We start from the raw sequence: 20,852 nt of genomic DNA, 5'->3' as shown, positions 1-20,852 counted from the left end.
TTCCATGCGTGCTGGATTCCCCGAGTTCCGCCTCGGCAACGTGCTGGCGACGAGCTTCACGGCGACCCTGACGGAGCGTCATGGCGAGCCGGTGGAGCGCATTCCCACGCCGGGCCGGCTCGCCGACTGGCTGGAGGTGCAGGGCCTCGCCGTGGACTCCTGCACCGCGGCCCAGCTCGACCTCGCCCGGGAGCTGCGGGAGTCGATCCACGCCGCCGCGACGGCGGCCGCGGTCCGGGACGCTCTTCCCGCGTCCGCCGTCCGCGTCATCAACGACCGCAGCGTCGAGGGGCGGGCGGCGGCGGTCCTGACGCCCGAGGGCGAGCGGCGCTGGCGGCTCGGGCCGACGTCGTGCGTGGAGGACGCCCTCAGCGTGATCGCGGCGGACGCCGTCAGCATCATCGCGGGCGAGAGGGCCGGAAAGCTGGCCCTGTGCGCGTCACCTACCTGCCGGGCCGCCTTCTTCGACACCAGCCAGAGCCACACCCGCAAGTGGTGCGACATGAACACCTGCGGAAACCGCCAGAAGAAGGCCCGCTTCCAGGCCAACCACCGCAAGAGTCCCGGGTCGGCGAAGTGAGGCCGCACACCCGAACGCGTCACGTGGTGCGCCCGGGCCTCCACCGCGTACGCGAGCCCGACGCTCCCGCGGCAACCACGCGACCGTGACCGCACCTTGAGCCGCTGGGGGAGGCTGCATGACTGTCGTGCTGACGGAGGCCGGGGCGGAGGGCGGCCTCGCGCTGCGGCTGAGACCGTGGCGGGCGGAGGACGCGCCGTCCCTCGCCGCCGCGCACCGGGACCCGCTCCTGCGGCGGTGGCTGACCGCTCCCCTCGATAGCGAGGCGGCCGCGCGGCGCTGGGTGGCGGAGCAGGCCGAGGCGTGGGCCACCGGCTCGCGCTTCAGTTTCGCGGTGGTGGAGTGGCAGGAGGGCGGTGGCTGCGGCAGCCCCGTGGGGCATGTCGTGGTCAAGCGGGCCGGCCCCGCGTCACGCTGCGCGGAGGTCGGGTACTGGACCTCCTCCCACGTCCGGGGCCGCGGCATCGCTCCCCGCGCCCTCGACGCCGTGGCGCGCTGGGCCTTGACGGCGCGTCGGGCGCAGGAGGGTCAGGCGCCGCTGGAACGCCTGGAGCTCCTGCACGCGGTGGACAACCGCGCCTCGTGCCGCGTAGCGCACAAGAGCGGATTCGCCCTCGACCGCGAAGTGCCGCCCCAGCCACCGGAGTTCCCCACGAGCGGGCACCTGCACGTGAGGAGCCGCGCCTGAGCGCCTTGGCGTACGGGGCCGGGCTCGGGGCGCACGAGCCGAGGCGAACGCCGACGCCCCCTTCACGGCTCCGGCCACGCCACCCGGCAGTCCAGCCGCGTATGCCCGTCCGGCGAACGGTGCAGGAGCAGGGCGTCGTGGATGTCGGCCGCTCCCGGGTCGTCGCCGCGTAACGGGGACGTACGGGGCAGGAGTTGGCGGCGGTGGGCGCCGGCGGGTGGGGCGACGGGGAGCCAGTCGGGTACGGGGTCGGTCGGCCGGCCCTGGTAGTCGGTGATCGTCACCTGCACCCCGTACGGCGTGGACCTCACCAGCAGGCGGTAGGCGTCCATGCTGCTGTGCCCGCCCATGAAGTGCGCCGCGGTGCGGGCCGCGTCCGCCAGGTGCCGCACCATCGGCTCGGGCAGCCCGCAGCAGGACAGGACGGCGTGGGTCATCTCGCCCGCCCAGTTGTGGGCGCCGGGGGCACGGGTGACGTGCAGGGTCAGGGACAGGTGCGGCCGCGCCGCGGCACCGGCGCGCGGCGCGCCGCGCACGGGGGCGTTCACTTCGATGGCATGTCCCATGCGGGCCTCCACCCCCGTTGCTGCCGTGCGGGTGCCGGGGTCTGGGGCGCGCCGCCTCCGTACGAACTGCTGCGCACAGTAGCCGCGCGCCTCCGCGCCGTCCCGGGGTGCGCGGCAACACCCGCTCAGAATGCGCATGTTGGAGGAGGAATCGGGGTCTGCGGCGTCGCTTGTCGGCAGGTGCGGGGGAGGAGTGCGCCGAGGCCGCCCCCGGTGAGGGCGTGCAGCGTGTGCGGGTCGCCGCCCAGCCGCCCGCAGCGCCGGCAGGTCGCGCTCCGAACCGGGCCCTTGCGCCATGCGGACGCCCGTCGGATCGCCTGCTTGGCGAGGTGCTTCACGCGCTCACGTGCCCTCCCCCTGGGTGTCGGTCAGGCGGCAGTCCACCGCGACGACGCCCTCGATGCCGCGTATCAGCCGCTCGGCGAGCGGGATGAAGGAGGCGTCGCGTACGGCGCCGGTGACGGTGACCACGCCCTCGGCGACGGTGATGCCCAGCGGGTCGAGGGTGCCGGGGAAGAGGAGGTGGAGGTGTTCCTGCACCTCGTGGGCGAGTTCGTCGTCGCCGCGCAGGAAGACCTTGAGCAGGTCGCTGCGGCTCACGATGCCCTCCAGCGCCCCCACGTCGTTGACGACCGGCAGCCGCTTGACCCCCTGGCGGGCCATGATCCGGGCGGCCTCGGGCAGCGGCGAGTCGGCGTGTACGCAGATGGCGGGCGCCGTCATCAGTTCCCCCGCGGTCATGCCGCCCGCCTTGCCCAGGGCGGCGAGGCGGCGTCCTGCCTCTGTCCGGTCCGGTTCGCGGTCGTGGAACTCCTCCTTGTGCAGGAGGTCGGCCTCGGAGACGACGCCGATGACGCGGCCGTCACCCGCCAGTACGGGGAGAGCGCTGGTCCTCCACTGCTCCATGGTCCGCACGATCTCCTTGAAGGCGGCGTGCCGGCCCACGGCGATGACGGTGTGCGTCATGACATCGCTGACGGTGTGCGGAGTGTGTTCCATCGGGCCCTCCTCGGGCGGCACTTCTCGTCTGCGGGTGGTCTCGGCTCTCACGTGCGCTCGACCGTGAGGGTGGGGGAGTGGGTGGTGGAGCAGGAGATGCGGGTCGCCCGCTCGGCGGACATGGCTGGCAACGTCGCGTCGGTGGACCGGTGTTGGGCGTCGAGTGCCGACTGCCCGGTGTCGGTACGGGTCCTCAGGCTGATGCCGCCGGCGAGGGCCAGCAGGACGCGGCCCGCTGCTCCGTTCAGCCCCCAGTCGGTGCCGAAGGGGCCGCGCAGCCCCACGACATCCCCGCCGCGCACCCCGCACAGCACGCGGGAGACGGCGCCCGCGCCGCGCGCCGTGTGGAACCCGCCGAGGCCCGCGATGCCGGACACGGGCACCGGGGTCTCGCCGATGCCGAACGCGTACGCCATGGCGAACTGCCCCGGCGTGAAGGGCGGAAGCGCCTCGGCCACGGGCTCCAGGTGGAAGGCGACGGTGTCGGCGCGCTCCTGGCGTGACCTCAGGAGGCAGTACGGGAGGAGGGGTAACGCGGCACCGGCCACCGGGTGTTGGGCGGCGGGCCCTGTAGCCGGGGCCGCGGCGCGGGTCATGTCGCCGGTCCGCTGCCGTACGGCCCGTACAGGTCGAGCAGTCGCATGCGGGTGGCCTTCAGACGCTGGGCGACGACCTCGGCCACGTACCGCGTGACCGCCGCGTCCAGCCCCGGGTCCTCGCGCATGAGCGCCCGTACGACCGTCGCGTCGAACTCGTACGCGCGCACCTCCGTGACCGCCCTCGCGCCCAAGTGCCAGGTGTACGGCGGGAAGAGCCAGGACCAGCCGAGCAGGTCGCCGTGGCTGAGCGTCTCGACCACGGGGGCGCGGCGGCCCGGTACGTGGGAGTCGAGGGCGACCGTGCCGCTGCGCAGGACCCAGAAGCGCTGGGCCCGGTGGCTCTCGGCGAAGATGCGGGTGCCCGCGGGGAAGGTCACCTCGCGGGCGGCCCGCATCAACTGCTGGGCCCGGTGGGACGGGAGTTCGGACAGCAACGCCGAGGTGTGGCTCATGGGGGCTCCTCGCTGTGTGGGTTCTCCGAGTTCTGTGGGCACTCCGTGTGCAGGGCCCACGTCTGCTTGGTGATGTCGCTGTGCAGATACGAGAAGGCCCGGTCGAAGCAGGAGTTCCAGCGCCGTCGGCGCTCGGCGTGGTCCCCGGTCGGGTTCCAGCGTTCGGCCTCCGGGCTCGCGCCCCTCAGTGCGCGTGGGCTCACCGGCGGCACGGAGTGGCCCATGTGCGCGGCGGCCTCGGCGACGGTTGCCTCGGCGGCGCGCGAGGTGCCGGTGTCGGTGGGCCGTTGGGGGAGGGCGGTGAGTACGTCTGCGCCTTTCGCGCTTCCGCTGCGTACGAGGAGGCGGTGCTCGGTGAGTGCGAGGCCGAATTCGGAGCCCGGGCCGGCGTCCGTACCGGCTCCCGCACCGGGCCCCGTGCCCATCGACACGCAGAAGCACGTGGCCCCGGGCGCGCTGCACTCCACGGCTGCCGGGAACGCCCCCCCTCCGGCGTTCCCGGCAGCCGTCGTCCGCGTACCGGCCCCCTCCCGGCACCCGGTCCTGCTCCACGCCCCAGCCGTAGGGCAGTCGGTCCGCCGACTCCAGGTCGGCCAGTACGACGGCGCCGTCCCGGTCGGTCTCGGTACGGCCGCGCGCCGCGGGCTCCCGCACGAGGGCTTCGATGCCGCTCGTTTCGAGTACGGCCTGATGGGCCGCGGCGTCCGCCATCGCTGTCCCTCCCGGGATGGCGCCTCGTCCACGTCCTGCGCTCACATCTTGCGGAGCCAGTCCTCGGCGAGGCCGCGCATGGCCTGTTCGGTGGGCTGGAGGTGGCTGTCGTCGAGGCGGTAGGTGAGCTTGTCGACCACGGAGACGACGCCGTCGATGCGTTCGCACATGCGCACCGCGATGGGGATCTCGCTGCGCCGCTCCACCTGCCCCTCCAGGGTCACCACGCCCTCGTGGACGGTGACGGCGAGTGAGGTGCGGGTGAGCCACAGGGTGCGGATCAATACCTCGTTGACGACCTCGGCGCGGATCTCCGCGTCCCGCCGCAGGAACACCCGCAGCAGGTCGTGGCGGGTCACGATGCCGACCAGTCGGCCCTCGTCGTCGACCACCGGCAGCCGCTCCACGCTGTGTTCGGCCATCACGCGCGCCGCCTCCGTCACGCTCTGCGAGGGGCGAACGGTTACCGGCGGAGCGGACATCAGCTGACCGGCCGTGGTCGCGCGGGACTTGGCGCTCTCGCGGCGGCGGGCCCGGCGGGAGAGACGCCGGCGTACCGTGCGCCCACGCCAGAACGTCCTCGTGACGCCCCGTGTGGCCTTCCGCTCCCGCTCCTGCCGCTTCTCCTGCGCCGCCTGCCGCTCCATCAGGTCGGTCTCGGAGATCACGCCGACCACGCGCCGCGCGTCGTCGACCACGGGCAGGCCGCTGATGCGGTTGACCGCGAGCAGCTCCGCGACCTGCTTGAAGGGTGCTTCGCGGCCGACGTGCACCACATCGGCGGTCATGACGTTCTGGATCGTGCGGTGCTTCATGGCCTGTCCCTCCTCGACGGAGCGTGCGCGGGCGGGCCTGGCCGTCCGCCCCTTCGGCCTCGACGTCAGCGTGCGGCGCGGGGGCGGCGTACAGCAGGGGCCGTACGGTGCCCGCCACCGGCCCGTCCGGCTCTCAACGGGCCCGAAGGTCCCGCGCAGCCCCTCGCCGGCTCCCCGTCGCCCGGCCGCCAGCACACCGCGCGTCGCAGCCTGCCGAAGTCGGCGGTGTCCATACGCAGTTCGTGCACCTCGTGCACCTCGGCGACGGCCGCTGACGCCCGGGCACATGGCTGCTCGCCTCTCCTCTGCACCGCGTCGGCGATGTCGATGCGTACGGCCTCGCGGGCGTCGGTTCCGGTGCGTGCGCGCTCTCGGCCGTCGGCTTCGGCGCGTACGCCCTCACGGTCGTCGCGGGTGGTGGTATGCGGCGAACCGTCCGGGGTGGTCAGCCGTCGGTGCCGGGCGAGGGCTGGCGGGGTGCGCGTTCGCGGTGGCGGGTGATCTCCTCCTCCACGCGGTGCGCCAGGAGTGGAACCGTGGCGGCGACGGGGGCGGAGAGGCCGGGGCCCATGGTGTTGTCGGCGACCTCGACGGCGTACACGATCAGCCGGTCGGGCAACCGGCCCAGCGCGCGGGAGAGTTCGACGGCCTCGCCGAGACCGTGGGCGTTGGCCTCGTGCGGCAGGTGGAGTTGAGCGCTGTCGGCCTCCAGGCGGTGGAGGCGTCCGGGTACGCCGGGGTGCGCGTGGGCGGCGTCGATCACCACCGCCAGTTCGGCCGCCTCCCAGAGCGAGATGAGGCACGCGGGGTCGCCGTCGCACACCGCGAGGGTGGTCCCCGGCGGGTACGGCCGCTGCCTGGCCCGCTCCTCCAGCCGCCCGATCACGGCCCAGCCGACCCCGTCGTCGTGCCGGAACTCGTTGCCGACACCGATCACAGCGATGCGCGAGGGATACCCCATGCCCCCTCCTTCCCCAGGGCGTGTCTTGCGGGTCGGTCCGGATGAGGCCGCGGCGTCCGGTGCGGGGCCCCGCGAGGCGGGGCATCGCCCCCGTACTGGTTCCGCCCGGATGGTCCGACGACGCCGCGAGCCGCCCGCACCAGAGACCGCGCCCCGGGCCGACCCGCATGACACACCCCGGCCCTGCGCCCACCCTCCCGAACACCGCCGACCGCCGAGCAGGGCCGAACGGTCCCGCGCCGGGGGCCGATTGCCTCTGGCGGAGGAGTGCCGCCGAGCACCCGCGGTGCCGCGGGGCGAAGGCCGCATGGCCCCCAGCCAGGGCCGGTCGCCTCTCGCGGGTGGTGCGGCCGCGGTGTGACGGTGCGGGAAGGCGAGTAGGCCAGTCGTGGCCGGGCGAAGTCGGCCCGGGTGAGATGGGGTGGGGATCATGGAGGGGCTGCCGGTCGTCGTGGGCGTGGACGGTTCGGACTCCGCGCTGCTCGCGGTGGATTGGGCGGTGGACGAGTCCATCCGGCGCTCCGTCCCGCTGCGGCTGGTGTTCGCCTCGTTGTGGGAGCGGTACGAGGGCCTGCTGCCCTCCTTGAGCACCGCCCGCCCCACAGGTCAGGCCCTGGCCGAGCACATCGTGGCCACCGCCGCCGAACGCGCGCGCCGCCGCGCCCCGGAGGCAGATGCGGAGGCCAAGGTCGGTACGGAGATCGTCCACGAGGAGCCGGCCGCCGCCCTGCGCGCCGCGGGCCGCAACGCCTCGGTCCTGGTCACCGGGGCCCGGGGCCGTGGCCAGATCGCCGGCCTGCTGCTCGGTTCGGTGAGCCTCGCGCTGGCGGCCACGGCCGACTGCCCGGTCGTCGTCGTACGGGGCGAAGAGGCGGCGGTCAGGGGCGAGTTCCGCCGCGTGACCCTCGCCGTGGGGGAGGCCGCCGCCGTGGGGGAGCCCGCGGTGGGGGAGTTGGAGGAGGGCGCGCCCGTACGGTTCGCCTTCGCGGAGGCGGCGGCGCGCGGCGCCGAGCTGCACGCCGTACGGGCCTGGCGCTGCCCCGCTCACGAGATGGTCGACCACCCGCTGCTGGCCGGCGAACCCGCCGCCGCGCACCGGGAACGGGCGCGGAACACGGTGGACAACGCTCTGCGGGCGCCCGCCGCGCGCCACCCCGAAGTCGCCGTACGCCGCGAAGCGTTGGAGGGTCCGGCGCGCAAGGTCCTCCTCGACGCCGCCGCCGAGGCCGACCTGCTGGTGGTCGGAGCACACCGCCGGCAGGGCCACCTCGGACTCCAGCTCGGCACCGTCACCCACACGCTGCTGCACCACGCGCCCTGCCCGGTCGCGGTCGTACCGGAACACATCTGAGCCGAGCCCGCCCCCCCCAACTCTCACTGGAGCGCGACATGAACCGAAGCGTCGTCGCAGGTGTCAACGGCTCTCCCGAAAGCCTCGCCGCGGCCGAGTGGGCCGCGGGGGAGGCGGCGCGGCGCCGTGCGCGGCTGTGGCTGCTGTACGCAGAGGAGTCGCTGTCCGAGGGCGCGCGGATGGCCCTGCTGCCGGAGATCGACGCGCCCAGGCGCCGTGCGCGCGGCGCCCTGCGGGAGGTACGCCGCACCATCGCCGAACGGCACCGGGACCTGATCGTCGAGGCCCACGAGATCACCCAGGACCCGCGCGACGCGCTCCAAGCGGCCTCCAAGGAGGCCGAGGTGGTGGTGCTGGGCTCCTCGGGGATGGGCGCCGTGGCCGGTTACCTGATGGGCTCCGTCGGCCTGGCCACCGTGGCCCACGCGCACTGTCCGGTGGTCCTCGTACGCGCCGGTGAATCCGCGAGGGAGGCGGGCGCCGCCGTCGTACTCGGCATCGACGTGCGCACCTCCTGCGACCCGGTCATCGACTTCGCCTTCGACGCAGCGTCCCGCCGCGCGGCCCCGCTGCACGTGGTATACGCCTGGAAGCTCCCGGAATGGTACGGATACGCCCCCGGCCTCCCACCCCAAGGCGAACTCCCCAACCCGGCAGAGGAGTCGATGCGCGCACTCGCCTCCACCCTCGCGCCGTGGCGCACCAAGTGGCCGTCGGTACAGGTCACCGAGGCGGTGGTGACGGGGAGGGCGGGGCACGAGGTGGTGCAGGCCGCGCAGGACGCCGCACTGCTGGTCGTGGGCCGCCGGGTCCGCCATCCCTCTGTGGGGGCGGCTGTGGGGGCGGTTGCGCATGCGGTGTTGCATCATGCGCGGTGTCCGGTGGGGGTTGTGCCGCATGAGTGAGGGGGCGCCCCGCACGCCCCGATGCTCCTCTCCGTACGCTCAGGCGCACCACCACGGCGGTGACGCCGACTCGGCCCCCGCGTACGCAGCACCCGCGTAGCCCCGGCGTCGAACGGGCCGACCGGCCCCTCGGCTGCCGGCAGTGCGCGGCGCACCATGCTGAAGAAGGTGCGTGGAGGGGGAGTTGGCATGACGACGGTTCCCTGGCGCCGGTCGCGCAGGCCGGTGTCCGCTCCCTTGGAAGTGTGGTGCGCGCGGCGGAGCGTGGGCGTGGAGGCGGTGCTGCGGCTGCCGAGCGTACGGGTACTGGTGGTCGAGGACGCGTGCGCCCGCATCGCGTACCAGGCCTGGCGCAGGCGCCGGCCGCCCCGCTGGCGCGCGGTGGCCCACCGCCGCTGGGCCGCGGAGGCGCAGCAGATGGCGGCGAAGGCGGCGAGGGTACGCGCGCTCGCCGAGGAGTGCCTCGACGGCGCCGACTGAGCGGTTGCGGCGCGTGTGGCGGTTACGCGTACGGCGTACGGCCGGGCGAGCGCAGCCCCGTCGTCCCTGCTCACACCCATGATCCGGCGCCGGCGGCGCAGGGGCCTCCGCCGTACCCCGTACCGGACGACCTCCCCACGAAGGCGACTGCCGCTACCGTGGCCCGAACGGCAGCCGGCAGCCGGTGGGCGGCGGAGGGGGAGTGTTGATGAGGGTCGTGTTCGTGCACGGGGCGTGCGTACGGGACGGTTCGTGGTGGTGGCACCGCACCGCCGAACTGCTCCGCGAACGCGGGGTGTCGAGCGTCGCGCCCGCGCTGCCGAGCTGCGGCGAGACGGGCCTGACCGTGGACGCGAGCGGCCCCGGGCTGCCCGAGGACGTCGCGGCGGTGCGCGAGACGCTGCTGGCGGGCGACGGGCCGACCGTCGTGGTCGCCCACAGTTACGGGGGCATCGTGACGGCGGAGGCGGCCGCGGGCACCGGTTCCGTACGCCACCTGGTCCTGATCAGCAGCTATCTGCCCGAAGTGGGGCAGAGCCTGTCGGAGTTCGGGGCGGAGGGGCCCGCCCCGTTCCTCGACGTCGACGCGGAGGCCGGAACCATCGGAGTGCGGCCCGAACTGCTCGCCGACACCTTCCTGCACGACTGCGAGCCGGAGATCCAGGCACAGGCGCGGAACCACTTGGCCCGGCAGAGCGTGTCCGTGACCGGCCGGCCCGTGCGGGCCGCCGCGTGGCAGCAGGTGCCCTCGACGTACGTGGTCTGCGCCCGGGACCGCGGCACCCCGCCGCACCTCCAACGCGAGTACGCCCGCCGAGCCGACGACGTCATAGAACTCGACACCGGCCACCACCCGTTCCTGTCCCGGCCCGGGCTGGTCGCGGACGTGCTCCTGCGCCTGGACGGCTTCGCGGCATGACGTACGAGGTCAAGCCGGGTCTCCACGCCGCGCGGGGAGGAACTCGGGGATCTGGCGCGGCTCGGTGGCCAGCCGTCCGAAGCGGTCCGCGACGATACGGCTCAGCCCGACGCTGAAGAGCCACACCGGGTGCTGGGCCAGTACCGCGCCGTTGCTCCGTACGAAGTCGGCCGCCTCTGGCAGCCACGCGCCGTTGTGCACCGCGCTGCCCAGAACGAAGGCGCGGTATCCCGATGGCTCCAACTCCACGTTGAGCGGGCGTGCTTCCACGCTCAGCCCGCTGGCGGCGAGGCGCGCGGCGATGCGTTCGGCGACCCCGCGCGTGGAACCGTGCGCGCTGGCGAATCCGACCAGAACCTCCATGCGGCCCCCCTTCCTGAGCCCCGCCCCGGGCCGTTCCAGCTCGCCGGAATGTTCAGAATCGGCACACCCCGTACCCCCGGCAAGGACGTAAAGCTGCCAACGCCAGAAAGCCACGGAAAGGGCCGGTCGGCCTTTCTCTTTGCCCCGCCGGGCCCCTGCTGCGGCCGCGCCGGGCCGTCAAAGCTGAGGCACCTGAGTACGCGCCGCGGAGGGACGGGGCGGGGACGGGGACGGCTCAGGCACGGGGGCGGGGCGAGGGCCCGCCCCCATCCGAGAGAGGGGGAAAGGCAGCATGCACATCGACACCATCAAGGTCGCCGTCACCACGGCCGACCGCGCCGGCGCCAGCACCGACGGGAACGTCAGCATCGGCATCTGCGGACGCGAATTCCGGCTGGACACCAGCGGGGACGACTTCCGTCAGGGGCAGGCGCAGACGTTCGTGCTGGGCGACGGTTCGAACAACCTCAACCCTCCGGGCAACGACCCGCGCAAGCCGCAGCTCGACACCGGGGAACTCGCTGCGTTCCCCGTCTACGTGCACTTCAGCCCGGTCGACGCGAAGGACAACTGGTGCCTGGAGGACATCTCCATCACCGTCAATCCCGGCGCCCAGGAGATCAAGTACGGGAACCCGCAGATCCTCGGCGGTGACAAGTACCTGTGGCTGGCCCTGGACGGCGGCCAGACGCTGTATCTGAAGAAGCAGTAGCGGTAGCAACAACGGTAGTCGCCGACCGCCGACCGCCGACCGCCGACCGCCGACCGCCGACCGCCGACCGCCGAGTGCCGAGGGGAGTTGCCGCGCTTCCCTCTCCGCCCCGTCCCGTGCCCCCGAGGCGCGGGACGGGGCTCTTCCGGCGGCGTACGCGTACGAGGCGGGCACCGCACCGGGGCGGGCCATGACCTCCACTGCACCCCCTGCACCGGTGACGCCGGATCACGCGGCCACCTACCTGGTGCGTTCCGCACGCACCGCACCGTCGCTGCACAACAGCCAGCCGTGGCGGTTCGTCTACCGCGCCGGAACGCTGGAGCTGTACGCCGACGCCGCGCGCCACCCGCGGCGCGCCGACCCGAGGGGCGGGAGCTGCTCCTGGGGGTGGTGCCGCGCTGTTCAACGTACGGCTGGCCATGCGGCACCTGGGCTTCGCGCCGAAGGTACGGATGTGCCGGGCCCGTTCAGGCTTCTCCCTTCGCCTCGTACGGGCCGCCCGTGCCGCTCAGTTGGGGCATGGCGCGGGTGAGGTCGTCGTTGCAGGTGACGGGTGGGGCGGCGGCGATGTGGCTGCGGATGCGGTAGCGCGGGTGGTCCTCGCCGGCGGGCGTGTGCAGGTCGACGGTGACCGGGCCGGCGAAGATGTAGTGCTGCTCGGCGGCGTACCGCCGTACCTCGCGCGCCAATCGCGCCGTCAACTCGGCCTCATGCCGCAGGAGTTGGTCCCTGCTGCCGTCGGGCAGCTCCAGGACGAAGTGGTTGGGCACCAGGATGCGGCCCCGTCCCAGGATCATGGCGTGCTGCTCGCATTCGCGGTGCAGCACCGTCAGGAGCTCCATGGGGCGCGCCCGGGGGCGGCGCACCAGGGCCCATACGGCGGCGGTCCAGCGTTCCATGGTGTGTTCGATCGTGCCGATCATTCGCATCACGGGCGACTGCCCGGGCTCGCGGGGGCCATGTTCGCCCATTGGGGTTGTGTAGGGGGCTGGGTGACGCCCCCTCAACTCCCGCCGCGCGTGCCGCCGGACGCGCCGCCGGAAGCGTTGCCCGACGCGCCACCGGACGCCCCGCCCGAGGCGTTGCCCGGCGCCCCGCCCGCCAGGCCGAAGCGCCGCCCCGCCGCCTCCAGCAAGGACACGTACTCCGACTCCTTCGCGCGGTGCAGCGGCGCCGTGACGGACAGGGCCGCGATGACGGTGCCCGTCGCTCCGTACAGCGGCACGGCGACGCTCACGAAGCCCACCCGCGCCTGCTCGCGCTCCACGACGTACCCCTGTTCCCGCGCGCGGGACACCTCGGCGCGCAAGGCGCTGGGCGTACTCACCGTGTACGGGGTGATGCGCTCCAGGGGTTCCGCCAGGACCTCCTCCAGCAGCGCCTCCGGCCCGAAGGCGAGGAACACCTTTCCGGTCGCCGGTCCGTGCAGCGGCATGCGGCCGGCGAACCGCGAGGGCCAGGCGACCTGCCCGTGGCCGAACACCTTCTCCAGATACAGGACTTCGCGGCCGTCGGGGATGGAGAGGTGGATGGTCTCGCGCGTCGCCTGGTAGAGGTCCTGCATGTACGGGCGTGCGGCGTCCCGCAGGATGCGCTGGCGCGGTACGCGCTGCCCCAGCTCGAACAGCCGGAGCCCGAGCCCGTACTCCGTACCCCGGCGCTCCAGCACGCCCCATTCCAGCAGCTCATGGGCCAGCCGGTGGACGGTCGTCTTCGCGAGGCCCGAGCGGCGGGCGATCTCCGAGAGGCTCAGGTGTTCGTCGTCGGGCGCGAAGGACTCGAGGAGCGCCTGCACCTTGTTCAGGACGCTGCCCGCGTCGGGGCGCCGCGCTTCCGTACGCTCCACCTGTCCGCCTCGCCTCCGTGCCGCCGCGTGCCGTCCCCGCGTCATGCTCCCGCACACGCCGCGTCCCGGTCGCGGCCCCGCGCCGCGGGGGTCAGTCCGCGTACCGCAAGTCCGCGTACCGCAAGTCCGCGTACCGCAGTACGAGGTCGACGTCGCCGCACGTCCCGTCGGCCGTGAACCGTGCCGTCGCCGGCGGATAGCCGCTCGCCACCAGGGTGTAGTCCGCCGCTGCCAGGCCGGTGAAGGCGTACGCGCCGTCGCTGCCGGTGGTGTGCGCGGCGACGATGTCGCCCGCGCGGTCCAGCAGCGAGACCCGGGCACCGGCCAGGGGCGTGCCGCCCTGGGCGCGTATCACGCCGCGCACGCGGGCGGCGGGCCGCAGCCGCGTGTCCTGGCGGGTGACGTCGCCGCCGACGGTGATGCGTACGGCGGCGGGCCGGCAGCCCTCCGCGCTGGTCGTCAGCGTGCAGTCGCCGGGCGGCAGCGGAACGAGCCGATACCCGCCGTCTTCACCGGTGGTGGCCGAGCCGACGACCTCCCCGCGCCGATCCGTGGCGACGACGAGCGCGCCGGTGAGAGGCGCTTCACCGCAGCGCACGGTCCCGGACACCCCGCCGGGGTGGGGCAGTACGAGATCGACAACACGTGATCCCCCGGATGCGGCGACGCTCCGGGGCTGATACCCGCTAGCGGCCCCGACCAGGATCAGGCGCGCCTGCTCGCCAGCCGGCACGCCGAGAACGTACGCTCCGTCGCCGCCGACGACGGCCCGCCCCAACTGACGCCCCGAGGAGCCGACGAGCGTGACCACGGCCCCTGCGACGGGCGCCCCGCCGGGGTCCAGTACCCGCCCGCGAATGTCGGCCGCGGAGGGGACTGCGCCGCTGCCGACGGCACCATCCCGTACGACCGCATCCCGTACGACAGCCCCCACCGCCCCAGGCCCGCCACCCCGCCGCACTCCTGCCGCCACACGCAACACCAGCAGCGACACGAGGACGCCCACCGCCGTCTCCACCACGCGGTCGGTGAGCAGTGGGCGCAGGGGCTGGGGTGCTGCCAGGTAGCTGGTCAGGAGAGCTGTGGGGGTGATGCCTATGACGGCTATGCCGTAGTGGCGGGCTATGAAGAGTTCCGCCAGGAGCATGGCGGCTACGGAGGCGAGCCACAGGACCCACGCGGACGGTTCGCCGACGAGCACCAGGTACGTCACCGTGATCCCCACCAGCGTGCCCGCGAAGCGCAGCGCCCCGCGGGCCGCCTGCGCCGCCGCGGTCGCTCCCGCCAGCGGGATCGTCGCCGCCACCCCCGCCCACGACGGATGGCCGAAGCCCGCCCAGCCGGCCAGCGCGGTCGCCAGGAACGGGCCCGCCGTGTAGCAGACGGTCTCGCGGACCGCGCCAGGTGTACGCCACAGCGCCCGGTACGTAGTGGGCACCCGCTCCCCACGCTCCCGCGGATCCTCGGGCAGCAGGCGCCCCGCCTGCCCGACGGCCACGCCCAGCGCGGCCGAACCGGCGGTCACCCCCAGCGCGGGCACCAGATCGGCCGCGGTCACCGGCATCGAGGAGGTCGCCCCGGCCGCGAAGACCAGGAAGACCGAGGGTGCCGGAGCCCAGCCGTGCCGCTTGGCCAGCAGCAGCCCCGTACCGGAGACGAAGAGCAGCAGTGCCGCGGTCGCCAGGGCGCCGGGCCGGGCGATGCCGACCGCCGTGCCGAGCACGGCGGTCACGATCAGCGCGGCACCGACGCCGGCCTGCGTATCCAGGCGGGCGCGCCAGGTGGAGTGCCGGCCGTAGACGGCCACGAAGCACCCGAAGCACGCGTAACCGATCCACTCCGGCCGCCCGGCCGCGAGAAGCCACGCCACGGGGAGCGCGATGCCGGCCGCGGCCCGCAACGCACCCCAGTGCGCCGTGGCGTGCGGGCGCACGGTGACCAACTCCCGCCAGAAGTGGGCAGGTTGCGACGTCATGGGTCCTTCCGGTGGGGCGGCGGGGCATCCGCGTACGTACGGGATGCGGGCCCTTGGTACCACCGGGCGACGGCCCACCGGGGCATCCGCCGTTCCGCTCAGCGGAACGCCATGACGCACATCACCCCAGGCCGGAGGCCGTACGGCCGCTCAGCGGGCAGCGCTTGACGAGGCGCGCCGGATGTCCAGGTCATTGCCCCGCTTCTGCTCCCGGCGCGCCCAGCTTCTCCTCGATCCACCGGACCCCGAACCGTACGACGTCCGCCGCGTCGAACAGGTGGCTCTCCGCCGCGCCCACCGTGCCCCGCGTGCCGATGCCGGCGGCCAGCGCCGCCTCGGCGATGACGGTGAACGGCCATGCGTGCGCGGGTACGGCGGGGGAGTAGTCGAAGGCCGCGTCCTCGGTGTCGATGTCGCGGAAGCGCCGCCACACCCGCCGGCCCGCGACGGTGATGGGCTGCTCGTACGCGACGAACCGCTTCCCCGGCGCCTGTGCCAGCGCCTCGGCGTGGTGGAGGAGCGTGAGCGAGTCGAGGGGCGCCCCGAGCAGCAGCACGCGCCCGCCCGCCTGCACCAGCCGGGCCAGTGGGCTGCCCGGACCGTGCGGGTGGTCCCAGGGGTGGTCTTCCATCAGCTCCCCGGCCCGAGCGCCGAGTGCGGCGAAGCTGGCGTCGGGATGCCTGCTGCGTACGGCGCCCGGCCAGCGGCGCAGTGCCTCGGGGAGGCGGCCGTTGTTGTGGTCGGCCTCGCTCAGCAGGGGGTCGAAGGCGGGGTGGTGGGCGCGGAGTTCGTCCTGCCACGCCTGGGGCCAGGAGGTGAAGTCGTACGGGGGCGCGTCGTTCCAGCCGCAGGTCACCATCAGGGTGCCGCCGTCGCCCACGGCGTCCCGCAGCCCCTCGATGACGGTCTGCGGCCCGCCCGCGACGTAGCCGAGCGCCGACATCCGCGTGTGGAACATGACCACATCGCCCTCACCTACCCCCAACGCCCGCACGCCCCGCGCCACCCGCTCCCGCGTGACCGGCCCTCCGGAGCGCTCCAGCAGCTTCTGCTCGTCCAGGTCCATGGGGTGAACGTAGTGGGGTGGGGCGGGGATTGGCCTGGGGATTTCCGGTGGGTTCGGTGGGTGCGGCGGTTTCGGCGGTTGGGGGCGCGCCGGGGCCGGTGTCGCGGCGCGGGGGCGCGGCGCTCCTACGATCAGTCGGGCCCGGGCCCTCCATGGGCCCCGCCCCCAAGAGAGGTTCGCCTTGCACCGCTGGCTTTCCGAACGACGGCGAGGAGCCGTGAGTCTGACCGTCGCGGCGTGCGCGGCGGTGGTACTGGCTCCCGACAGCGTGGTGCGGATCTCGGCGGCCGACGTGGGCGTGCTGGTGCTCTCCGCCTACCTGCTGCCCTACCTCGTCCTCACCCTGGCGGCCTTCCTGACCACCACGCCCGAGCGCGTCCGCACCTGGGCGCGCCGCGAGGCGCGCGGCACGCTCATGCAGCGCTACGTGTTCGGGACGGCCCCCGGCCCGGGGGCCTCGCTCTTCATCGCGGCCGCCGCGCTGGTCGTGGCCGTGGTGTGGCTCCCCGGCCACCTCGGCAGCGCCTTCTCCCCGCTTCCCCGCACGCTGCTGGCGCTCGCGCTGGTCGTGCTGGCGTGGATCTGCGTGGCGGTGGCGTTCGCGGTGACCTTCCAGGCGGACAACCTCGTCGAGGACGAAGGAGCGCTCGACTTCCCGGGAGCCGCGCGCGCGGCCTGGGCGGACTACGTCTACTTCGCCCTGTCCGTGATGACGACGTTCGGCGTCACCGACGTGACGGTCACCTCCCGCGCCATGCGCCGCACCGTGGCCGCCAACACGATCATCGCCTTCGTCTTCAACACGGTCACGGTGGCGAGCTTGGTGACGGCGCTGGGAGGGGCGTAGTCCTTCCCAGCACCGCGCTCAGGCCAAGTGCCGGGCCGCGACGACGCGTTCGGCCGCCCCGCGCTACCCCCGCCCCACACCCACCAGCCCGGCCTCGTACGCGAGGATCACGAGCTGCACTCGGTCGCGGGCGTCGAGCTTGGTGAGGAGGCGGGTCACGTATGTCTTCGCGGTGGCGGCGCTGATGCACAGGGATCCGGCGATCTCGGTGTTGGTCCGGCCGGTGGCGATGAGGGTGAGGACCTCACGTTCGCGGGCGGTGATGCCCTCGATGCGGCGCGGTGGTGCCGGAGCGGAGGGCGGTCGCGCGGCGAACTCGGAGATCAGGCGGCGGGTCACCCCGGGCGCGATGAGGCCGTCGCCCGCGGCGACGACGCGGACGGCGGCGAGGATGTCGTCCAGGGCCATGTCCTTGACGAGGAAGCCCGAGGCACCGGCGCGCAGGGCGCCGTAGACGTACTCGTCGTCGTCGAAGGTGGTGAGCATCAGTACGCGGGCACCGCTCGGGCCTGCGGTGATGCGCCTGGTGGCCTCGATGCCGTCGGTGCCGGGCATGCGGATGTCCATGACGACCACGTCGGGGGCCAGTCGCTCGGCGAGCGCGGCGGCCTCGGCGCCGTCGCCCGCCTCGCCTACGAGGTCCAGGTCGGGGGCGTCGGCGAGGACCATCTGCAGGGCGGCGCGTACCAGCGGCTGGTCGTCGGCGACCACCACGCGGACGGTCACGGCGCCGCCACCTCCCGCAGATCACGGTGCGCGGGTCGCGGCAGCGGGAGCCGGGCCGCCACGCGGAAGCCCCCTCCGGGCCGCGGCCCCGCGCTGAACTCGCCGTGCAGCAGCGCGACTCGCTCCCGCATACCGGCGAGGCCGTAGCCGTAGTCGGTGGCAGAGGGCGCCGACCCCGTACCGCGGCCGTCGTCGGTGATGTCCAGCGCGAGTTCCCGCTCGCGGTAGTCGACGCGCACCAGGCAGGAGCGCGCCTCGGCGTGCCGGAGCACGTTGGTGACCGACTCCTGGACGATGCGGTACGCGGCGAGGTCCAGGTCCGGTGGGAGGGACCGGCGTTCGCCCTTCCACTCCACGGCCACCCGTACACCCGCGGCCGTGGTGGCAGCGGCCAGCCGGTCGAGCTGCCCGAGCCCGGGCGCCTCATGCAGCGGCGCCTCCACCGAACCCGCGCCGACCGAACCCGCGCCGACCGAACCCGCGCCGACCGAACCCGCGCCGACCGAGCCCGCCCCCGCCGAACCCGAGCCCGCCTCCGCCTCCCGCAACGCCCCCAGCATCCGCCGCAGGCCCGACAGCGTCTCCCGGCTCGCGTTCTCCACCTCGCCGAGTGCTTCGCGTGCCTGCTGCGGCCGGCTGTCGATGACGCGGCGCGCCGCACCGGCCTGCAACGCGACGATGCCGAGGGTGTGCGCGACGACGTCGTGCAGCTCGCGCGCGATGCGCAGCCGCTCGTCCGTCACGGCCTGTACGGCGGCCTGGGCACTTGCCCGCCGGGCGTGGAGCCGTGACTGGCGCGCGGAGTTGCCGAGCAGCCAGGCGACCAACACCGTGAGCGCGACGGCCAGTTGACCCGCGGTGTTGATGGTTCCGCCGCCCGCGAGCCGTACCGCCAGGGGGATCGCCAGCACCCCGTACGCCATCCCCGCGGCGCAGACCGACACGCGGCGGCTCGCGGCGGCCGCGATGAAGTACAGGGCGACGTCCGGCGCGAGGAACTGCACCAGCGGGAACTGCGACGCCTGCCCGAGCAGCGAAGCCCCGGCGGCCGAGCCGAGCAGCAGCAGGGCGTACGCCGGCAGCGGCCGCCGCTCCAGCAGCCGGCACGCCGCCAGCACCAGGGCGGCGGCGCCCAGCAGAAGCGCCCAGCTCAGGAACGTCATGTCGAAGACGGGGACGATCTGGTCGTCGCGGACGGTGTCGCCCGGCAGGACGAAGAACTCGTCGAGGTACGCGAAGACCATCGCCCCGGCCCACACGAGCCCCGTCCAGCGGCCGGGTGAGAGGCGCTGGAGCAGCGGCGGCCGGCCTGCGTGCGCTGACGCTGACATGCCGCGAGCCTAGGGCGGCGGCGCCCCGGGGACATCGGCCCGCGGGCGTACAACCACGGCTGACAGCGGCGGCGCGCGGCTGTCCCCGGCGGGCCGATGTCCCGCGCGAGCCCGGCCGCCATCGTTGACGGCATGATCGAAGCCCGCGAACTCACCAAGAGGTACGGCGGGAAGACCGCCGTGGACACCCTGACCTTCACCGTCCGGCCCGGCCGCGTGACCGGGTTCCTCGGTCCGAACGGCGCCGGCAAGTCGACCACCCTGCGGCTCGCCCTGGGCCTGCACGAGCCGAGCTCCGGCACCGTCACCGTCGACGGCGTACGGTTCCGCGACCGCCCGCGCGGCCTGCGCCACGTCGGCGCCCTGCTCGACGCCCACGACGTGCACGGCGGCCGCACGGGCCGCGCCCACCTCGCCGCCCTGGCGCGCAGCAACCGCATCCCGCGCACCCGGGTCGACCAGGTGCTGGCCGAGGTCGGCCTCGCCGACTCCGCCCGGCGCCGCGTCGGCGGCTACTCGCTCGGCATGAAGCAGCGCCTCGGCATCGCGGGCGCCCTGCTCGGCGACCCGCCGGTGCTGCTCTTCGACGAGCCGCTGAACGGGCTCGACCCCGAGGGCGTGCAGTGGGTGCGCGTCCTGTTCCGGCGGCTGGCGGCCGAGGGCCGGACGGTGTTCGTCTCCAGCCACTTGATGTCGGAAATGGAGCACACCGCGGACGAACTCGTCGTCATCGGCCGCGGCACGCTCATCGCAGCCGAGAGCCTGGCGGACTTCGCCGCACGCGCCGGCGCCCCAGCCGTCACCCTGCGCACCCCCGAGGCCGCAGTGCTGACCCCGCTGCTGACGGCCGAGGGAGCGACCGTACGCGCCGAAGCGGGGCTGCTCACCGTCACCGGCCTGCCCGCCGCGCGGATCAGCGAGCTCGCCTTCCAGTACAAGGTGCGGCTGCACGAACTGACCACCCACCGGCCCTCGTTGGAGGAGGCGTTCATGGAACTCACCGCGGACAGCGTCGAGTACGTCGCGGGAGAAGCCCGGTGAACGCCGTGCGCTTCCGCGATCTGCTCGCCGCCGAGTGGCTGAAGACGTGGTCGCTGCGCTCGACCCCGTGGGCGTATCTGCTGACGGCGCTGGCCGTGATCGGCTTCAACGCGGGCGAGGCGTACGACACCTACCACTACTGGAACGAGGGGGAAGGCGGCAGCTCGGCGCGGCAGTTCGTCCGCGACGGCCTGCCGGTGCAGAACGCCTTCACCGGCAACGCGAGCCTGGTGTTCGCGCTCGCGACCGTCGCCATGGGGGTCGTCGCGGTCTCGGGCGAATACAGCACGGGCCAGATCCGCACGACCTTCACCGCGGTGCCCGCGCGCCGGCCGGTGCTCGCGGCGAAGCTCGCGGTGACGGCCGCGTCCATGACCGTGTTCGGCGCCGTGGTCGCGCTCGTCTCCTTCTACGTCACCCAGGCGTTCCTGGGCCTGCGGAACGTCGGCGTCCCCCTCGACCACCCCGGCGCCCTCCGCGCGGTGTGCGCCTCCGCGCTGCTCGCGCCCGTCTGCGCGCTGGTCGGCATGGGGATCGGCGCGGTGCTGCGGCACGCCGGGACCTCGATGGTCGCGGGCGTGGTGCTCCTGCTGCTGGGACCGCTCCTCTTCAGCGAGGACCACCACTGGTCGGCGCTGTTCAACCACACGTTCCCGATGAGCGCATGGGACCGCCTGACGCAGATCCCGTTCACCTCGGACACGCCTTTCCCGTGGACGACCGCCGGTGCCTGGATCGTGTACGCCGCGTGGGCGCTGGGCGCGGCGGTGGTGGCCGGAGCCGTCGTACAGCGCCGGGATCAGTAGCAGGGGGACGGGAGTCGGGGCGTGCGTGCCGTTGCGTACGAGGCCGCCCCCTATCGCCGGGCACCCGGCGTGCCCGATGCTGCTCGCGGTCGGCGCGCACACCTCTCGTT

24 protein-coding genes are annotated in these 20,852 nt (G+C 74.0%); 10 read left to right on the top strand and 14 right to left on the bottom strand.

Annotation, left to right across the window (positions count from 1 at the left end; all coding sequences use genetic code 11):
• The first annotated feature begins 4 nt into the window (after positions 1–4).
• Both ABEE00_RS21330 and ABEE00_RS21325 read left to right on the top strand, forming a co-directional pair.
• Positions 5–580 (top strand): CGNR zinc finger domain-containing protein, encoded by a 576-nt coding sequence (locus ABEE00_RS21330; RefSeq protein WP_345747199.1) that lies wholly within the window; start codon positions 5–7, stop codon positions 578–580.
• Between the two features lie 118 nt (positions 581–698).
• Positions 699–1,268, top strand: a complete 570-nt coding sequence (locus ABEE00_RS21325) for a GNAT family N-acetyltransferase (RefSeq protein ID WP_345747198.1) — start codon at positions 699–701, stop codon at positions 1,266–1,268.
• A 62-nt stretch (positions 1,269–1,330) separates the two neighbouring features.
• Here ABEE00_RS21325 and ABEE00_RS21320 read toward each other — a convergent pair whose 3' ends face one another.
• The 7 genes from ABEE00_RS21320 to ABEE00_RS21290 form a co-directional block, all read right to left on the bottom strand.
• Positions 1,331–1,834: a hypothetical protein gene (locus ABEE00_RS21320; RefSeq protein WP_345747197.1), complete on the bottom strand. Its 504-nt coding sequence runs from the start codon at positions 1,832–1,834 to the stop codon at positions 1,331–1,333.
• 342 nt (positions 1,835–2,176) lie between these two features.
• Positions 2,177–2,833, bottom strand: a complete 657-nt coding sequence (locus ABEE00_RS21315; protein WP_345747196.1) for a CBS domain-containing protein — start codon at positions 2,831–2,833, stop codon at positions 2,177–2,179.
• Between the two features lie 47 nt (positions 2,834–2,880).
• A complete protein-coding gene (locus ABEE00_RS21310) occupies positions 2,881–3,429 on the bottom strand; it encodes a ferredoxin reductase domain-containing protein (protein ID WP_345747195.1) in 549 nt (182 codons plus the stop codon).
• Complete coding sequence (locus ABEE00_RS21305) at positions 3,426–3,884, bottom strand: cyclic nucleotide-binding domain-containing protein (RefSeq protein ID WP_345747194.1); 459 nt, start codon at positions 3,882–3,884, stop codon at positions 3,426–3,428. The genes ABEE00_RS21310 and ABEE00_RS21305 overlap by 4 nt, the downstream gene beginning before the upstream one ends.
• A complete protein-coding gene (locus ABEE00_RS21300) occupies positions 3,881–4,315 on the bottom strand; it encodes a hypothetical protein (protein ID WP_345747193.1) in 435 nt (144 codons plus the stop codon). Before ABEE00_RS21300 ends, ABEE00_RS21305 begins: the two co-directional genes overlap by 4 nt.
• Before the next feature lie 321 nt (positions 4,316–4,636).
• The gene (locus tag ABEE00_RS21295) at positions 4,637–5,410 is read right to left on the bottom strand and encodes a CBS domain-containing protein (RefSeq protein ID WP_345747192.1); all 774 of its coding nucleotides are present in this window, start codon (positions 5,408–5,410) and stop codon (positions 4,637–4,639) included.
• Between the two features lie 445 nt (positions 5,411–5,855).
• Entirely contained in the window at positions 5,856–6,371 is a 516-nt protein-coding gene (locus ABEE00_RS21290; RefSeq protein ID WP_345747191.1) for a hydrogenase maturation protease, read from the bottom strand.
• Positions 6,372–6,801: 430 nt separating this feature from the next.
• On the opposite strand from ABEE00_RS21290, the gene ABEE00_RS21285 reads away from it, so the two are divergent.
• The 4 genes from ABEE00_RS21285 (at position 6,802) to ABEE00_RS21270 (ending at position 10,026) form a co-directional block, all read left to right on the top strand.
• Entirely contained in the window at positions 6,802–7,722 is a 921-nt protein-coding gene (locus ABEE00_RS21285) for a universal stress protein (protein ID WP_345747190.1), read from the top strand.
• 38 nt (positions 7,723–7,760) lie between these two features.
• Positions 7,761–8,627, top strand: a complete 867-nt coding sequence (locus ABEE00_RS21280) for a universal stress protein (protein WP_345747189.1) — start codon at positions 7,761–7,763, stop codon at positions 8,625–8,627.
• A gap of 189 nt (positions 8,628–8,816) precedes the next feature.
• Positions 8,817–9,107 carry a hypothetical protein gene (locus ABEE00_RS21275; RefSeq protein ID WP_345747188.1) on the top strand — a complete coding sequence of 97 codons (291 nt, stop codon included), beginning with the start codon at positions 8,817–8,819 and terminating at the stop codon, positions 9,105–9,107.
• Positions 9,108–9,315: 208 nt separating this feature from the next.
• Complete coding sequence (locus tag ABEE00_RS21270; protein WP_345747187.1) at positions 9,316–10,026, top strand: alpha/beta fold hydrolase; 711 nt, start codon at positions 9,316–9,318, stop codon at positions 10,024–10,026.
• Positions 10,027–10,035: 9 nt separating this feature from the next.
• On the opposite strand, the gene ABEE00_RS21265 is transcribed toward ABEE00_RS21270, so the two are convergent.
• Positions 10,036–10,389 (bottom strand): flavodoxin domain-containing protein, encoded by a 354-nt coding sequence (locus tag ABEE00_RS21265; protein WP_345747186.1) that lies wholly within the window; start codon positions 10,387–10,389, stop codon positions 10,036–10,038.
• A gap of 292 nt (positions 10,390–10,681) precedes the next feature.
• On the opposite strand from ABEE00_RS21265, the gene ABEE00_RS21260 reads away from it, so the two are divergent.
• On the top strand, positions 10,682–11,101 hold the full coding sequence (locus tag ABEE00_RS21260) for a PLAT/LH2 domain-containing protein (protein ID WP_345747185.1): 420 nt from the start codon (positions 10,682–10,684) through the stop codon (positions 11,099–11,101).
• 470 nt (positions 11,102–11,571) lie between these two features.
• On the opposite strand, the gene ABEE00_RS21255 is transcribed toward ABEE00_RS21260, so the two are convergent.
• The 4 genes from ABEE00_RS21255 to aac(3) all read right to left on the bottom strand — a co-directional run bounded on the left by ABEE00_RS21255 (position 11,572) and on the right by aac(3) (position 15,985).
• Positions 11,572–12,075 carry an FhaA domain-containing protein gene (locus ABEE00_RS21255; protein WP_345747184.1) on the bottom strand — a complete coding sequence of 168 codons (504 nt, stop codon included), beginning with the start codon at positions 12,073–12,075 and terminating at the stop codon, positions 11,572–11,574.
• Between the two features lie 32 nt (positions 12,076–12,107).
• Positions 12,108–12,950: an IclR family transcriptional regulator gene (locus ABEE00_RS21250; protein WP_345747183.1), complete on the bottom strand. Its 843-nt coding sequence runs from the start codon at positions 12,948–12,950 to the stop codon at positions 12,108–12,110.
• Between the two features lie 91 nt (positions 12,951–13,041).
• Entirely contained in the window at positions 13,042–14,925 is a 1,884-nt protein-coding gene (locus ABEE00_RS21245; RefSeq protein ID WP_345747182.1) for a carboxypeptidase regulatory-like domain-containing protein, read from the bottom strand.
• A gap of 190 nt (positions 14,926–15,115) precedes the next feature.
• Positions 15,116–15,985 carry an aminoglycoside 3-N-acetyltransferase gene (gene aac(3) / locus ABEE00_RS21240; RefSeq protein ID WP_345747291.1) on the bottom strand — a complete coding sequence of 290 codons (870 nt, stop codon included), beginning with the start codon at positions 15,983–15,985 and terminating at the stop codon, positions 15,116–15,118.
• Between the two features lie 223 nt (positions 15,986–16,208).
• Between aac(3) and ABEE00_RS21235 the strand changes: the two genes are divergently transcribed.
• Entirely contained in the window at positions 16,209–16,838 is a 630-nt protein-coding gene (locus tag ABEE00_RS21235; RefSeq protein WP_345747181.1) for a DUF1345 domain-containing protein, read from the top strand.
• A gap of 63 nt (positions 16,839–16,901) precedes the next feature.
• Here ABEE00_RS21235 and ABEE00_RS21230 read toward each other — a convergent pair whose 3' ends face one another.
• Together ABEE00_RS21230 and ABEE00_RS21225 are read right to left on the bottom strand one after the other, a co-directional pair.
• Entirely contained in the window at positions 16,902–17,564 is a 663-nt protein-coding gene (locus tag ABEE00_RS21230; protein WP_345747180.1) for a response regulator transcription factor, read from the bottom strand.
• Positions 17,561–18,895: a sensor histidine kinase gene (locus tag ABEE00_RS21225; RefSeq protein WP_345747179.1), complete on the bottom strand. Its 1,335-nt coding sequence runs from the start codon at positions 18,893–18,895 to the stop codon at positions 17,561–17,563. Before ABEE00_RS21225 ends, ABEE00_RS21230 begins: the two co-directional genes overlap by 4 nt.
• A 132-nt stretch (positions 18,896–19,027) precedes the next feature.
• Between ABEE00_RS21225 and ABEE00_RS21220 the strand changes: the two genes are divergently transcribed.
• Positions 19,028–19,936 (top strand): ATP-binding cassette domain-containing protein, encoded by a 909-nt coding sequence (locus ABEE00_RS21220; protein WP_345747178.1) that lies wholly within the window; start codon positions 19,028–19,030, stop codon positions 19,934–19,936.
• Positions 19,933–20,742, top strand: a complete 810-nt coding sequence (locus ABEE00_RS21215; protein WP_345747177.1) for an ABC transporter permease — start codon at positions 19,933–19,935, stop codon at positions 20,740–20,742. The genes ABEE00_RS21220 and ABEE00_RS21215 overlap by 4 nt, the downstream gene beginning before the upstream one ends.
• Positions 20,743–20,852 lie beyond the last annotated feature (110 nt).

This window comes from Streptomyces odontomachicola (assembly GCF_039605595.1).
GTDB lineage: Bacteria > Actinomycetota > Actinomycetes > Streptomycetales > Streptomycetaceae > Streptomyces.
The sequence above is the reverse complement of the archived record's forward strand: the minus strand, read 5'-3'. Positions and strand labels throughout refer to the sequence as shown.